Origin of the sequence: Shewanella sp. 6_MG-2023 (assembly GCF_030547195.1) — a bacterium.
Classification (GTDB): domain Bacteria; phylum Pseudomonadota; class Gammaproteobacteria; order Enterobacterales; family Shewanellaceae; genus Shewanella.
On record NZ_JAUOQU010000018.1, the window covers coordinates 57119 to 71218 of the forward strand.

Genomic DNA, 14100 nt, shown 5'->3' on the forward strand with positions numbered 1-14100 from the left:
CTTAAGGGCTTACAGCTGAGCTGCAGCCCATTTTGCGCGGCTCTCACGGCTTTCACTCATGCCCTTGTCAGCACGGAATGATTTGTAGCTTTCCACTTCTAAGGCCACTAAGCTGACTTCAACATCAAGTACGATTTGGCACTCTTTTTTGATGCGCCACGCCGCAGTATTATAAAGCTCAGTGTAAGGCAGTGAGCTTAAAAACTCAGGATTGTACTGAGTGTAAATAGCTTGAGTTGGGTAAACCACAAAGGCTAAACGGCGCTTAGGTTCAGTTTTAAATAACGCTTCGATACCGTCAGTGGTGTTAAGCACTTGCATCTCAATGGTGTCTTCAATTTCAAGCAATTTCTTTTGTGCAACCACAGGTGCTTCAGTTTCACCTGCTTCCCAAGCAATCACCGCTTCAGGAGTGGTTTTAGTTAACTCAGCAATTTGCTCAACCGTTAACCCTAAAGATAACCGTAAACACTGCATTTCAATTGCGTTTAAGTTGTTTGATTTAGCCATGATGTTTCCTAATTTTCTAATACTGTAACGGTATGGGTTTACTGTGTACGTTGATGATGTTAGCTGGTCAAACTTAGGCTATTTTCGTTTCAGCCAAATGTCTTGGATCCAGTCCCACAATGATTCCCACATAATGTCGACCATGCGACCTTTATAGAAGTGACGCACATTGCCTTCTTGGTCGATACAATAAAAGTTATCGCCTTGCTGGCAGATAGCAATATATTCTCTTGGCATGCCGATAGACCAGGCATAGCTGGTCACTTCAGGTAAATAAGTGTGTGAATACGGATCTGATGCCGTGACCATTTCAATGGAGCCATAAATGACATCACTGGCAAATAATAAGTATTCTTTTAAATCATTTGGCAGTGAAATTAAAATTTGTTCTTCCACTTCTACCAGTTGCTCGAATGTCGGTAATTCGAGTGGTACTGGTACCGTTTCACTCAAGTCTTGTAGCATTTCAATGATGTCATTCATCAGTGTATCCAGTCATCGGGCAATAATGGCGGGAGTATAGCCTGAATGGCGCTTTTAACCAATTCAGATTTTATTTTAGGCAAAAAAAAGCACCTTTTAAAAAGGTGCCAAGGGGAGGTAAATAACAAGGGGTACAGGGGCGAACGTTAAACGAGTTAGTGCTTTATTTGAGAGTTTATGCCGCTTGCAGTTCTGCCAAACTCTGACGTTTATAGCTTAACCACGCTTTGTGATACAGCTTGTGTGAAGTTTGACGCAGTTTCACAATTTGCATAAATTCAAGCTCACTGACGGGTCTATGTTGGCGTTGAGCTTGTAATTCGATGTGTTGAATTTGCTCGTAGACATGGTGCTCTGGGCCGCTTTTAATTTCAGCAATCTTATTAAGGTGTAATTGCACTTCAGCAATCATTTGGCTTTGAGGCAGTTTAACCAGCAGGTTTAAATCACGGTAACCAGATGCTTTAGGAGTGGCAAAGCGGTTCTTAACTTGTACGACTTCAGCGTGTGCGACAATGGCTTTATAAGCGCTCATCAAGCTGGCAACATCATTAGTAACAATGGTTGCTCTGGCAATATCGGTGAGGTAGCTGGCATCACCGTCAAATTTAAGGGCGATTTTTTGCTGGGCTCTTTGGTAGCTTTTTATTTTAGGAATAATCGTGTAAGCCTGATTTTGCTGGCTAATTTTAGTCACTAAATTGCTTAGCTCCGATTGTGCCTCAGGGGCACGCTCAAACAAGGCATCTAAATCATGGCTAAATTGCTGCGGCGCCGCCCCGAGAGTATTTTGTAACGCTAATAGGCTGTCGAGATCGTTACTCACAATTTGCCTAAAGTCGTAAGTGGGCTTTACGGGTTTGGTGTCCACCGTTACGGCAATGGCATTGCGGCTTGTCAGCAACAATAAAAAGATAATAAAGGTTCTAAAAATTCGACTCATTGAGTATTCACCTTAGTTCAATATCTGCGTGAAATTGATGGGGCTAGATTAGCTTTAATTAGCTGAATAACACCTGAATACCATGTCGGTTTATGGTGTGGTTAAAAGCAATGTCTTAACGCTGCGCTCAAGAGGCAATGGATTAGGAATAGGTAGATTTTGCGGGCTAATGCTTTTAAGGCGCACAGTTGTACTTTATGTAGCCAAATAATAAGGGCATCAAATGATGCCCTTATTGATTTTTTACTCAAGCTAATGACTTTAAGTTAATGATTACCAGATTTTTACTCGCTCATCAGCGGCGATAAACATCTTGTCACCTTCTTTTACGCCATAAGTCTGGTAAAACTCAGGCATATTAGACAGTGCGCCTAATGCACGGAAGTGACCTGGTGAGTGCGGATCAGTAGCAACGCGGTTACGCAGCGCTTCTTCTTTCATTTTTACTCGCCAAATTTGGCTAAAGCCCATAAAGAAGCGCTCATCACCCGTTAAGCCGTCAATGACCGGTGCTTCTTCACCGTTCAATGACATTTTGTAGGCTTTATAAGCGATGGTTACACCAGATAAGTCACCGATGTTCTCACCTAAAGTTAGCTCACCATTAACGTGTAAATCATCAAATACTTGATAACCATTGTACTGAGTTATTAATGCTTTACCCTTAGCGGTAAAGGCTTTTAAATCAGCTTCAGTCCACCAATCACGCATGTTACCTTCGCCATCAAATTTAGCGCCTTGATCATCAAACCCGTGGCCCATTTCGTGGCCAATGACTGCACCAATGCCGCCGTAGTTTACCGCGTCATCAGCTTCAAGGTTGAAAAATGGTGGCTGTAAAATAGCTGCAGGGAAGACAATCTCGTTCATGGTTGGATTGTAATAAGCATTAACAGTTTGCGGCGTCATGTGCCACTCGCCTTTATCAATTGGCTGACCAAGTTTTGCGATATCTTTGTTATGAGAAACAACCGCAGAACGTTTAATGTTGCCGTGTAAATCATCGGCTGCAATAGTGAGTTTGCTGTAGTCTTCCCACTTATCAGGGTAACCAATTTTAGGATTGAATTTAGCCAGCTTATCTTTAGCTGCAACTTTAGTGTCTTCGCTCATCCAATCCAATGATTCGATGCTAGTGCCGTAAGCGCCACGTAAATTTTCAACCAATTGGCTCATACGGGTTTTTGCTTCTGGTACAAAGTGACGTTTTACATACACTTTACCGACAACTTCACCCAAGGTGCCACTGACTGTGCTTACGCCGCGCTTCCAGCGAGGTTGTTGCTCTTCTTGGCCATTAAGTGTTTTTGAGAAAAACTCGAAGTTTTCATTATCAAGCGCTTCAGATAAGTGACTCGCATTATGAGTGAGTGCCATCCAGGTCATGTAGGTTTTCCAAGTATTAAGATCATTGTCTTTAATTACTTGGTTCATGCCTTCAATAAAGCTTGGTTGGTTAATGATGATGTCAGACTGCTTATCACCACCAAGGGCTGCTAAATAGCCATCCCAGTTAATGTCTGGTGCTAAGGTCGCTAAATCTTTAACTTGATAAAGATTATAAGTTTTAGTGCTGTCGCGGGTTTCAACTACATCCCAATGTTGCTCAGCGATAGCGGTTTCTAATGCTAAAACCGTTTGCGCTGCTTGCTTGCCATTTTCAAGGCCGGCAAGGTCAAACATCTTCTCGATATGCTCAAGGTATTTGCTACGAATATTAACGAAGCGCTCTTCTTCATTGAAGTAGTAATCTTTTTCAGGAAGGCTAAGACCATATTGCCAAATATGGGTGGCGTAACGGCTTGAATCTTTAGCATCAACATTGACATAAAACGCTAATGGTGTGCCGCCACCATTAACTTGGCTTTCGCCAAAATAGGCGGTTAATTCATTTTTATCTTTTAGCGCGGCAATTTGGGCAAATTCAGCTTGGATTGGGCTAATACCTAATTTATTTAAGGTTTCAACATCCATAAATGAACGGTAAAGATCGGCCACTTTTTGCTCATCAGTACCCATTTTAAGATCTGGGTTTGCACTGACATCTTCGATGATGGCTTTAACGTCGTCACGGGCATTTTCGCGCAAGTCGTAAAAGGCGCCGATATTGGTGCGGTCACCAGGGATTTCCGCGGTGTTTAACCAGCCGCCATTTACGTAGAGGTAAAAATCATCTTGTGGGCGAACTGACTTGTCCATATTGTCAAAGCTAATACCTGAGGTAAGGGCTTTTTCAACGGCAACTGCGGTTTCTGTTTTAGCGACTTCTGGTGCTGCGGATTCAGTGACTGCTTTATCTGAATTGCAGGCACTAAGGCCTGCGATAAGTGAGGCGCAAAGCCCACCGATAACTAGCTTTTTCATGTTGTTTCCCTATGCATTGAAGAGTGAAGCCTTTTTATCGGCCTTAATTTTGAGCTGTTTTTATTGTTCACTGCCTTAAGACAGTTTTATGTGACCAACATGTTAAGTCTTAACAGGGGCACTTAACAAGGGCTAAGGCTAGGCTTTTAGTGATAAATTGAGCATTTATTGACTGTGTTGTGTAACTAAAAATTACCAGAATGTTACAGTGGCCATTTATCGTTTTCTATTTGCTAGCCAACAGCTCATAATAGCGACCAATTAGTTTTCACTTGGTTTTATATATGCGTTTAGACAAATTTATCTGCGAGAGCACCGAGCTGACTCGTTCATTAGCAAAAAGAGTTATCAAATCAGGTGAAGTGACCTGTAATGGTGACGTGGTTAAAGACGCGAGCTTTAAAGTGAAAGATGATACTGAAGTGTGTATCGAAGGTCGTCAAATTAAGATCGTGGGCGAGCGCTACATCATGATGCACAAGCCTGTTGATACCATTTGCTCAACCATTGATGAAGAATATCAATCGGTGTTGGGATTAATGGATATTGAAAAAGTCGATACCCTGCATATTGCTGGGCGTTTAGATGTGGACACCACAGGTTTGGTGCTGATCACCAGCGATGGCCAGTGGTCACATAAAATCACCTCACCTAAAAAAGATTGCGGTAAACGTTACCTTATCGAAGCTGCTGCATCACTTGATCCTGCATTGGTGGAAACCTTTGCCGAAGGGATCCAATTAAAAAGTGAAGACGGCTTAACTAAACCGGCGCTGCTAGAGATCATTGATGAATACCATGCCAGATTAACTATCAGCGAAGGTAAGTACCATCAAGTGAAGCGTATGTTTGCTGCTGTGGGGAATCGGGTGGTCAATTTACATCGTGAAGCTGTGGGTGAAATTGAACTTGATGCTGATTTAGAAGAAGGCGAATGGCGTTTTCTCACCGATGCTGAAATCGCCTCAATTTAACACTTACGCACTGTTAAAACCAAAAAAGCAGCCTAAGGCTGCTTTTTTAATGGCTCAATAAATCGTGAAGGTGTTATTTGCTAAGAGGGCTATTCACTATAGCCAAACAGTGATTTTACCGTTTCTAAGGTATCATCAATGGTTTTGATACTTGAAGGACAAATAAAGATAGTGTCATCACCAGCAATAGTCCCCAAAATCCCTTCAGGCTTACCTATCGAGTCTAATAATCGGGCAATAAGCTGCGCTGCGCCGGGGCTGGTTCTGACTACGATCATCGCTTGGTTATGATCCACATCCAATACCAAGTTTTTAACAGGGCTGCCTGCTGTTGGCACACCTAACTCAGCGGGTAAACAATATACCATTTCTTGCTTAGCATTACGGGTACGTACTGCACCAAACTTACTTAGCATACGGGAAACTTTTGACTGGTTAATATTGCCAAAACCTTCTGCTTGCAGTGCGATTACGATTTCACTTTGGCTACCAAAGCGCTCTTCCTTTAATATCGACTTAAACGTCTTTACGAGTTCATCCTGATTCTTAGTCGCTGGCATATTTTTTTCGTCTTATAGTAATTTTTAAAAAGAATAGATTTTATTCAAAAAAGTAGCTCATTCTGAATAGATAAACGCATCAAGTCAAGAAATAAGCTAAATTGGTGAATAAAAATTCATTTTAGCTATTACTGGCTAAATTAGTCATTATTTATATACATATCATAGAATAAGGAAATTAGTGTGATCTACTAAGGGATAATTGAAATCCTCGCTGTGATCCAGTAATGTGACGCCACAAGAAAACATGATCTGTGTCACAGACCAGACTGAAGTCAATCACTAGAACGTAATTGGAGATCATCATGAAAGTAGCTGTACTTGGTGCTGCTGGCGGTATCGGCCAGGCCTTAGCTTTACTATTAAAAACTCAACTTCCTGCAGGTTCAGAGTTGTCTTTATATGACATCGCTCCTGTTACTCCAGGTGTTGCAGTTGACTTAAGCCACATCCCTACAGATGTAAAAGTGGCTGGTTTTGCTGGTGAAGACCCAACTCCTGCGCTAGTTGGCGCTGATGTTGTTCTTATCTCTGCAGGTGTTGCGCGTAAGCCTGGTATGGATCGCTCAGATCTATTTAATATCAATGCGGGTATCGTAAGAAACCTTATTGAAAAAGTGGCGGCAACTTGCCCTAAAGCATTAATTGGCGTTATCACTAACCCAGTAAATACTACTGTTGCTATTGCGGCTGAAGTACTTAAAAAAGCAGGTGTTTACGATAAGAACCGTTTATTCGGTGTGACGACACTTGATGTTATCCGCTCTGAAACCTTCATCGCTGACCTTAAAGGGCTAAACGTTGCTGATGTAAACATCAACGTTATTGGTGGCCACAGTGGTGTGACTATTCTGCCACTTCTTTCACAAGTTGAAGGCGTAAGCTTTACTGATGAAGAAGTTGCAGCGCTAACAATACGTATCCAGAATGCGGGTACTGAAGTTGTTGAAGCTAAAGCGGGTGGCGGTAGTGCGACTCTGTCTATGGGTCAAGCGGCATGTCGCTTTGGCCTATCATTGGTTCGCGGCCTACAAGGCGAAGCTAACGTGGTTGAATGTGCTTATGTTGATGGCGGCAGTGAACATGCTGACTTCTTCGCACAACCTGTATTACTTGGTAAAAACGGCGTAGAAAAAGTATTACCATACGGCGATGTTAGCGCATTTGAAGCTAATGCCCGTGATGCAATGCTTGATACATTAAACGGCGACATCAAACTTGGTGTTGAGTTCGTTAAGTAAATTTAAGCTTATCAATTATTGATAACTTGATTTACCGATAAAAATGCGAAGCCTTTGGCTTCGCATTTTTGTTGCTGACAGGCTAAAGTTGCTGCAAGGGAAAAAGACCTAAGCCCTTTACCAACTAATCAGTTTTCCTTGCCAATCAATAAAGCTGGCTTGTCCATCGTAGTAAATTCGGTCAATTTCAGCGTTGTCATCTTCACTACTTTCGCTTCCAGCTTCCTTAATTGCGTTATTGATATTCAGTAATTGCGACGCGACAAATTCAGCAGTAAATAATTTTTCAGCGGGCACTTTGGCCTGAAAAGGTTTGGATAATGGGGTGTCTGTGGTGCCGGGATGAAAAGCAATGAGCTTTACGTTTTTGGCACGCCGAGCATATTCAATCGCCGCGGTTTTAATTAGCATGTTTAGCGCAGCTTTTGAAGCGCGATAGCTATACCATCCTCCCAAGCGATTATCACTAATACTGCCTACTCGGGCGCTGAGCACATTAATAATACAGCCCTGTTTACCTGCAACCAGTTTGACTAAATGCTGTAGCCACAGCATAGGGGTAATGGTGTTTGACTCAAACAAAGCCTGCATTGCCTCAGGGTTAACATCTTCTAAGCGCTTTTCAGGGGCTATTGTTTTAAAGGGGAGAGTTTTAGAAACTGTGTTTTCTGAGGCGCTCCCTGTTGCTGCGCCAGTCATTTGATACTGATTGTGCAATCTGCCATTACAAATAAATACCCGAGTAATTTTCCCTTTAAACGGCTGCAATTGCTGGCACAGTGTGGCAATGGCGTCTGCTGAATAATCGCAGCTAATATGTTGCTGAGTTATGGGGTTAGTACTTTCATTAGCCAATTTCGTCTCAGCAGTTGCAGATTGGCTGATACTGATGAGGTGCTTTATGTCAGTTGCCGCATCTTGCTTAATCAGTGCTGCAATAATGGCCTTTGCAATCCCAGAAGATGCACCAATGATTAACGCAACTGAGCCTGAATTTGCAGTGAATGATTGGCTCAAGTAAATCTCCTTGGGTTGATGGCTGATTGTAGCTATGGCTTTAAGCAGTTAACTCACTATTTGATGCTACAGCTACCATCTTCACAGCGCTGCTTACCGGTTAACAGGTAGGATAATTTGTAGCGGTGTTTTGCAAAACCAAGATAAGCCACATCGGCTAATGGTTTGATGCAAGGTAAGCGCAATAACTGTACCCATTGATGTTTTCCTGTAAGTGCCCAAGCTTTTGCCGTCACATCCAGTCCCAGTAATATTTCGCCATGGTTGGTTTCTGCATGCAAAATTTTGTTGGCTTTTTCTAAGTCGATATGGGGATACTTTTCGGCAAAACCGTCTTGGTTTAAATCAGCCAGCTCAATTTTGTGCAAGCGGTCATGTTGCTTTAATTGTTGCATTTCATTGCTGCATAAGGGGCAGGCACTGTCGTAAAAAATCCGTAATTCCATCTCGATACCTCTATGGTTAATTACTAAGTTCTAAATTAACTCAATAAGTTACTACAATGAATAATACGTCAAATGTGCTTGTTTAGATCTTTGTTGCTGGCTTATAGTCGCTATTATTGTAAGTTTTTGAATGTTATTATCTAGTTAACTAAAATGTTTCGGAGCAAAAAATGAAGAAGCCCTGTAAATTTTCTTCTTTACTCGTGTTCTCCTTGGTGGCTTTAACCAGTCCCTTTCTCGCGTATTCTACTGCTGCTGAGCAGACTACAACAGCTGCATCATTTGACCCCAGGCCCGTTAAAGTCCTGCAAATTGATGTGGGCAGTGATTTTCGAGAACGATTTTTACCTGGTGAAGTAAAAGCCTCAGAAAAAGCCGCTTTATCTTTTAGGGTTGCTGGTGAAATTGCTGACATTTTTGTGCGCCCCGGCGATGCCGTGGAGCCCGGCCAAGTGCTTGCGCAACTTGATGGCGCTATTTATATACAGCAATTGGCTGTCGCTCAGGCGCAATTTGAATTAGCTAAAGTTCTGTTCGAGCGTAATGCATCTTTGGTTGAGCAAGGGGTGGTTTCGCGTAATGATTACGATCAAACCAAAAGCGATTACACCATTGCCCAAGCCGCATTAGACAAAGCCAAAGCAGATGTGACTTACACCAAATTATTGGCTCCTTACAAAGGCATCATTTCTAAACGCAGCAAGCGTGCTTTTGAATATGTTCAAGCCCAAGAAGAAGTGATGGGAATTCGGATCGAATCAGCCATTGATATTAGTTTTCAGTTACCTGAGCAGTTTATTGGTGCGATTCAAAAAGCCGGTTCAAGCTTTGATAAGATGCAAAACCTTGAGGTGAAGTTTGACAGTCGCGATCGTTGGTATGCTGCCAGTTTAAAAGAGCTCAATACCATTGCCGACTCAACCACAGGTAGTTACACCATCATTTTAACCCTGCCAATGCCTGAGCAACTTAATGTGCTACCGGGGATGTCGGCCCAAGTAAAAGTCAAACTGCCTGCCAGAACCGCTGATGCTCATCCTAAAATTCCTGCTGGTGCTGTGATTACTGAAAATGAAACTGACTTTGTTTTTATCTGGTCTCCAAAGGCGTTAACCCTTGAAAAAGTACCAGTAAAATTAAAAGGCAATCGCTTAATATCTGGCCTTGAAGATGGTGACTGGTTAGTCGTTGCTGGAGCATCTGAGCTTAAAGATGGCCAAGCTGCGGTGCAATGGATTAAAGAGCGAGGCTTATAAATATGAACAGTAATTTTATCTATAGCATGCTTAAAAGTGTTGGCCTGCTGCTGGCGGTTATGACTCTGAGTGGCTGTGACAAAAGCCCCGATATTGAGCCCAATGTTACTAGAGTTACGACTTACGCTTTACCGGTTGTAGATAACTCGGTGATCCGTGAGTTTAATGGTGTTGCTAGAGCGCAAGACTTAACTAACCTTTCTTTTCGTGTTGGCGGCCGTATCGCGCAAATTCCAGCGAGCAAAGGCAAAAAAGTCGAAAAGGGAGATTTACTGGCGATATTAGAAAAAACTGACTTTGAGATTGCTTTAAGCGATCGAAGGGCACGTATGGAGGTTAATTTTAAACAATCTGAACGTGGTAAACAGTTGGTGGCTAAGCAGTTAATGGCGCAATCTGATTATGATCAAATGAATGCCCAGTACTTAGTAGCAAAAGCCGAGGCAAGGCAAGCAGAGCTTAATCTGCAATACACTGAGCTAAGAGCGCCCTTCTCAGGGGTGATCAGTGATGTATTTTTAGAGTCTTTTGAAAACGTGCAGCCGGGCGTGCCAGTGGTAAGTATTCAAAAGATTGAGCGCATCGAAGTGGATGTACAAATTCCTGATATGTTGATTGCGGTGTCAAAGAAGGCTAAGGACAGAAGCGTAGGCGCATTGCTAGAGGTCAGTTTTGAAGCCTTTCCTAATGCCACATTTGATGGCCATTTGCTGGAAGTTAACACCGAAAAAGATCCCGCAACTTCAACCTATATAGCCACAATTGCCGTTGACTTAGACCCTAAATATAAAGTGCTTGAAGGTATGCCTGCCAAGGTGAAAGTTGACTTAAGCCACCTTACTTACACCTACAACCGACAGTTCTTGGTGCCTATCGAAGCGGTGATTATGCAAGATGGCAGTGACATTGTAATACAAGACAGTGGTGTTTGGCTGTTTGATAAATCTGATCAATCTATCCAGTATCAGCACGTGACTTTAGGTGTGATCGTCGGCGACAGAATTGAAGTTATCGATGGGCTAAAAGATGGCCAAGTGATTATTCAAACGGGCGCTTCACGTTTAGTGGCTGGTCAAAAAGTACAAGTAGTAGGGGGAGTGTAGGCTGATGATTGTATTGTTAATAAACCCATTACTCACAATCGTTCCAGCTAACACAAAGGAAAGTGTCATATGAATATTGCAGGCTACTTTGTCAAAAACACCGTCATTAGCTGGATGTTTACCCTGATCTTATTGATCGGCGGCTTAATGTCATTTACCGGCCTTGGCCAATTAGAAGACCCACCATTTACCATTAAAGATGCGGTAGTTGTCACCCTGTACCCAGGGGCGACCTCAACGGAAGTTGAGGAAGAAGTGACCTACCCAATCGAAAAGGCCATTCAAGAATTGCCTTATATCGATACTCTCAAGTCATTAAGCACATCGGGAATGTCACAAATTACTGTGACCATGAAAAATAACTACGGCCCTGATGAGCTACCACAAATTTGGGATGAGCTGCGCCGCAAAGTGAATGATATGTCGTCCAGCTTACCGCCAGGTGTTCAGGCCCCGATGGTCAATGATGACTTTGGTGATGTTTACGGGGTGATGCTAATGGTCAGCGGTAGCGATTACAGTTACCGCGATATTTTAGATTACGTCGATTACGTTAAACGTGAATTAGAGCTAGTGCCAGGTGTGGGTAAAGTGTCATTGGCAGGCAATCAACAAGAACAAGTTTTCGTTGAAATGTCGCTTAACAAAGCTGCCAGTTCTAATATCGACCCATCTTTAGTGAGTAACCTGCTTAACTCACAAAATATGGTGTCTGATGCCGGTAACATTCAGGTTGCCGGTGACAACTTAAAAATCCGTACCAGTGGTGGCTTTAAGTCTGTTAGCGAGTTAGAAGGGCTGATTATTCCAGGCACCCAAGGCGATAAGCTTATTTACTTAAAAGATGTCGCCACAGTATCGCGGGGCTTTCAAAATATTCCCACCAATCTACTGACCTTTAATCAGCACAATGCGATCAACATTGGCATCGCATTTTCAACCGGGGTGAATGTGGTTGAAGTGGGTAAAGCCATTGACGCCAAGCTTGCCAGTATTGAAAGTGTCCGCCCAGCGGGCATGATGATTGAAACCATGTATAACCAGCCTAATGAAGTAGATGCTTCAGTGGGCAGCTTTGTATGGAACTTAATTGCCGCAGTAGTGATCGTAATCGGCGTGCTACTGGTCTTTATGGGCATTAAGTCAGGTATTTTAATTGGGTTAATTTTGTTCTTAACCTGTTTAGGCACCTTCATGTTGATGCTGCAAGCAGAGATTGAGCTGCAGCGAATATCCTTAGGGGCGTTAATTATTGCCTTAGGGATGCTGGTGGATAATGCCATTGTTATTGTTGAAGGCATATTAATCGGCAGGCAGCGGGGCCAAACGACTTTAGAAGCTGCTCAAAGCATTGTAAAACAAACCATGTGGCCATTACTTGGTGCGACAGTGATTGCTATTACTGCCTTTGCGCCAATCGGTTTATCACCTGATGCTACCGGTGAATTTGCGGGCTCTTTATTCTGGGTATTACTGTTTTCACTGTTTTTATCTTGGATTACTGCCATTACCATCACACCATTTTTTGCGCAGTTATTTTTTGGAAAAGATGCTGAAAAAGTGGAAGGTGAGCTTAAAGATCCCTACGGTGGTGCCTTTTTTGTGTTTTACAAAGTATTACTCGATTGGTGTATGAAGCATCGCTGGGTGAGTGTTATCGCCGTGGTGATGGCATTTTGTATTTCGATTTATGGCTTTGCTTACGTTAAGCAATCGTTTTTCCCGCCTTCTACCACGCCGATTTTCTTAGTGGATGCCTGGATGCCAGAAGGCACAGATATTCGTGAAACTCAGGGCATTGTCGAGGGCATGGAGTCCATCGCCATGGGGCTTGATAATGTTGAGTTTGTTGGCTCGAGCATAGGTAAAGGCTTTCCGCGTTTTCTACTGACTTACTCGCCAGAGAAAAACTACGCATCTTATGCGCAAATGGCTATTCGCACCGAAGATTTTGAGTCTCTTAGTGAGGTAATGACTGAATTTAGAAGGGCAGTCGAAGCTAAATACCCGCAGACGCAGTTTAAGTTTAAGCGCTTAGAAATCGGCCCTTCAACAGACGCTAAAATTGAAGCGCGTATTAGCGGTGCAGACCCTGATGTATTGCGAAGCATTGCAGCGCAAGTGATGGAGATATTCCAGGCCACACCGGCAACCGTTAACGTGCGTCATGACTGGCGTGAACGGGTGAAATACATTGCGCCTCGCTTTAATGAAACCCAAGCAAGACGTTTAGGTATCGTAAAAAGTGAAGTAGATGAAGCGATTAAGTTTTCGTTTACAGGGTTACAAATAGGGGTATACCGCGAAGGGACGACCTTATTGCCAATCATTGGCCGTTTACCAGAAGATGAGCGTATTGATATCGACTCACTTGAAAGTGTTCGTATTTGGAGCCCTGCGCTGTCTGCCTTTGTACCGCTGCAGCAAGTGGTTGATGGGTTTGAGGTTAAGTTTGAAGATCCCATTATTCAACGCCGGGATCGCAAACGTACCTTAACGGTATTTGCCGATACGGATTTTGAGTATGATATTTTACCGGCGCAATTGTTTGCCCAAATTAAGCCACAAATTGAAGCGCTAGAATTACCTGTGGGTTATGAGCTGCAGTGGGGCGGTGAGTTTGAATCATCCAATGATGCACAAGAGTCATTATTTGCCACCTTGCCACTGGGCTTTTTATTCATGTTCTTAATCACGGTATTCTTGTTTAACTCAGTGAGAAAACCATTAGTGATTTGGGCGTGTGTGCCGCTGGCCATTATTGGTATTACCTCAGGCTTATTGATTTTAGATAAACCCTTTAGCTTTATGGCGCTGCTGGGAATGTTAAGTTTATCGGGTATGCTACTTAAAAACGGTATTGTCTTGCTGGATCAAATTAACACTGAGATTAATGACGGCGTCGAAACCTTTGAAGCGGTATTTAACTCAACCGTTAGCCGTGTTAGACCCGTTTGTATGGCTGCTATCACCACCATTTTAGGGGTGCTACCGCTATTGACCGATGCCTTCTTTGAGTCATTAGCGGCGGTAGTGATGTTTGGTCTTGGGGTTGCAACCATATTGACATTAATCATAGTGCCGGTGTTTTACCTTATTTTCTTCAAGGTAAGTTATAGAAATTATAAAGAGTTTTAGTAAGCCAACTAGCTTGAAGTTAATCCTGTGGTAGTTGATTTTCTTTAAGCTGACTAATTAAGGTA

The 14100-nt window shown here is 42.8% G+C and carries 12 protein-coding genes; 5 read left to right on the top strand and 7 right to left on the bottom strand.

Going from position 1 to position 14100, the window contains the following annotated elements:
• Positions 1–9: 9 nt before the first annotated feature.
• The 4 genes from Q4533_RS11980 to Q4533_RS11995 form a co-directional block, all read right to left on the bottom strand.
• Positions 10–510 carry a DUF4447 family protein gene (locus Q4533_RS11980; protein ID WP_102438504.1) on the bottom strand — a complete coding sequence of 167 codons (501 nt, stop codon included), beginning with the start codon at positions 508–510 and terminating at the stop codon, positions 10–12.
• Positions 511–588: 78 nt separating this feature from the next.
• Positions 589–993 carry an SMI1/KNR4 family protein gene (locus Q4533_RS11985; protein WP_076539686.1) on the bottom strand — a complete coding sequence of 135 codons (405 nt, stop codon included), beginning with the start codon at positions 991–993 and terminating at the stop codon, positions 589–591.
• Positions 994–1168: 175 nt separating this feature from the next.
• Positions 1169–1936, bottom strand: coding sequence for a RelA/SpoT domain-containing protein (locus tag Q4533_RS11990; RefSeq protein ID WP_303502802.1), 768 nt, complete (start codon positions 1934–1936; stop codon positions 1169–1171).
• Between the two features lie 273 nt (positions 1937–2209).
• Positions 2210–4300 carry a M13 family metallopeptidase gene (locus Q4533_RS11995; protein WP_102531731.1) on the bottom strand — a complete coding sequence of 697 codons (2091 nt, stop codon included), beginning with the start codon at positions 4298–4300 and terminating at the stop codon, positions 2210–2212.
• Between the two features lie 284 nt (positions 4301–4584).
• On the opposite strand from Q4533_RS11995, the gene rsuA reads away from it, so the two are divergent.
• Positions 4585–5274 carry a 16S rRNA pseudouridine(516) synthase RsuA gene (gene rsuA / locus Q4533_RS12000; RefSeq protein WP_102438498.1) on the top strand — a complete coding sequence of 230 codons (690 nt, stop codon included), beginning with the start codon at positions 4585–4587 and terminating at the stop codon, positions 5272–5274.
• Positions 5275–5363: 89 nt separating this feature from the next.
• Here the strand turns inward: rsuA and argR are convergent, their stop codons facing one another.
• Complete coding sequence (argR, locus tag Q4533_RS12005; RefSeq protein WP_076539676.1) at positions 5364–5834, bottom strand: transcriptional regulator ArgR; 471 nt, start codon at positions 5832–5834, stop codon at positions 5364–5366.
• Positions 5835–6139: 305 nt separating this feature from the next.
• On the opposite strand from argR, the gene mdh reads away from it, so the two are divergent.
• Positions 6140–7075: a malate dehydrogenase gene (gene mdh, locus Q4533_RS12010; RefSeq protein ID WP_303502803.1), complete on the top strand. Its 936-nt coding sequence runs from the start codon at positions 6140–6142 to the stop codon at positions 7073–7075.
• Between the two features lie 117 nt (positions 7076–7192).
• Here the strand turns inward: mdh and Q4533_RS12015 are convergent, their stop codons facing one another.
• Positions 7193–8092 carry an SDR family NAD(P)-dependent oxidoreductase gene (locus tag Q4533_RS12015; RefSeq protein WP_303502804.1) on the bottom strand — a complete coding sequence of 300 codons (900 nt, stop codon included), beginning with the start codon at positions 8090–8092 and terminating at the stop codon, positions 7193–7195.
• 56 nt (positions 8093–8148) lie between these two features.
• Entirely contained in the window at positions 8149–8538 is a 390-nt protein-coding gene (locus Q4533_RS12020; RefSeq protein WP_102438492.1) for a thiol-disulfide oxidoreductase DCC family protein, read from the bottom strand.
• Positions 8539–8708: 170 nt separating this feature from the next.
• Between Q4533_RS12020 and Q4533_RS12025 the strand changes: the two genes are divergently transcribed.
• The 3 genes from Q4533_RS12025 to Q4533_RS12035 all read left to right on the top strand — a co-directional run bounded on the left by Q4533_RS12025 (position 8709) and on the right by Q4533_RS12035 (position 14035).
• On the top strand, positions 8709–9794 hold the full coding sequence (locus tag Q4533_RS12025) for an efflux RND transporter periplasmic adaptor subunit (RefSeq protein ID WP_102531729.1): 1086 nt from the start codon (positions 8709–8711) through the stop codon (positions 9792–9794).
• Positions 9795–9796: 2 nt separating this feature from the next.
• A complete protein-coding gene (locus tag Q4533_RS12030) occupies positions 9797–10897 on the top strand; it encodes an efflux RND transporter periplasmic adaptor subunit (protein ID WP_241903521.1) in 1101 nt (366 codons plus the stop codon).
• Between the two features lie 69 nt (positions 10898–10966).
• On the top strand, positions 10967–14035 hold the full coding sequence (locus Q4533_RS12035) for an efflux RND transporter permease subunit (RefSeq protein WP_102438488.1): 3069 nt from the start codon (positions 10967–10969) through the stop codon (positions 14033–14035).
• Positions 14036–14100: the final 65 nt, after the last annotated feature.

What these genes read in the sequence shown, in the direction of transcription:
- Q4533_RS12020 (WP_102438492.1), bottom strand. Translation starts at nt 8,538, where the DNA reads ATGGAATTACGGATTTTTTACGACAGTGCCTGCCCCTTATGCAGCAAT.
- Q4533_RS12035 (WP_102438488.1), top strand. Translation starts at nt 10,967, where the DNA reads ATGAATATTGCAGGCTACTTTGTCAAAAACACCGTCATTAGCTGGATG.
- rsuA (WP_102438498.1), top strand. Translation starts at nt 4,585, where the DNA reads ATGCGTTTAGACAAATTTATCTGCGAGAGCACCGAGCTGACTCGTTCA.
- Q4533_RS11990 (WP_303502802.1), bottom strand. Translation starts at nt 1,936, where the DNA reads ATGAGTCGAATTTTTAGAACCTTTATTATCTTTTTATTGTTGCTGACA.
- Q4533_RS11995 (WP_102531731.1), bottom strand. Translation starts at nt 4,300, where the DNA reads ATGAAAAAGCTAGTTATCGGTGGGCTTTGCGCCTCACTTATCGCAGGC.
- Q4533_RS12030 (WP_241903521.1), top strand. Translation starts at nt 9,797, where the DNA reads ATGAACAGTAATTTTATCTATAGCATGCTTAAAAGTGTTGGCCTGCTG.
- mdh (WP_303502803.1), top strand. Translation starts at nt 6,140, where the DNA reads ATGAAAGTAGCTGTACTTGGTGCTGCTGGCGGTATCGGCCAGGCCTTA.
- Q4533_RS11980 (WP_102438504.1), bottom strand. Translation starts at nt 510, where the DNA reads ATGGCTAAATCAAACAACTTAAACGCAATTGAAATGCAGTGTTTACGG.
- Q4533_RS12025 (WP_102531729.1), top strand. Translation starts at nt 8,709, where the DNA reads ATGAAGAAGCCCTGTAAATTTTCTTCTTTACTCGTGTTCTCCTTGGTG.
- Q4533_RS11985 (WP_076539686.1), bottom strand. Translation starts at nt 993, where the DNA reads ATGAATGACATCATTGAAATGCTACAAGACTTGAGTGAAACGGTACCA.
- argR (WP_076539676.1), bottom strand. Translation starts at nt 5,834, where the DNA reads ATGCCAGCGACTAAGAATCAGGATGAACTCGTAAAGACGTTTAAGTCG.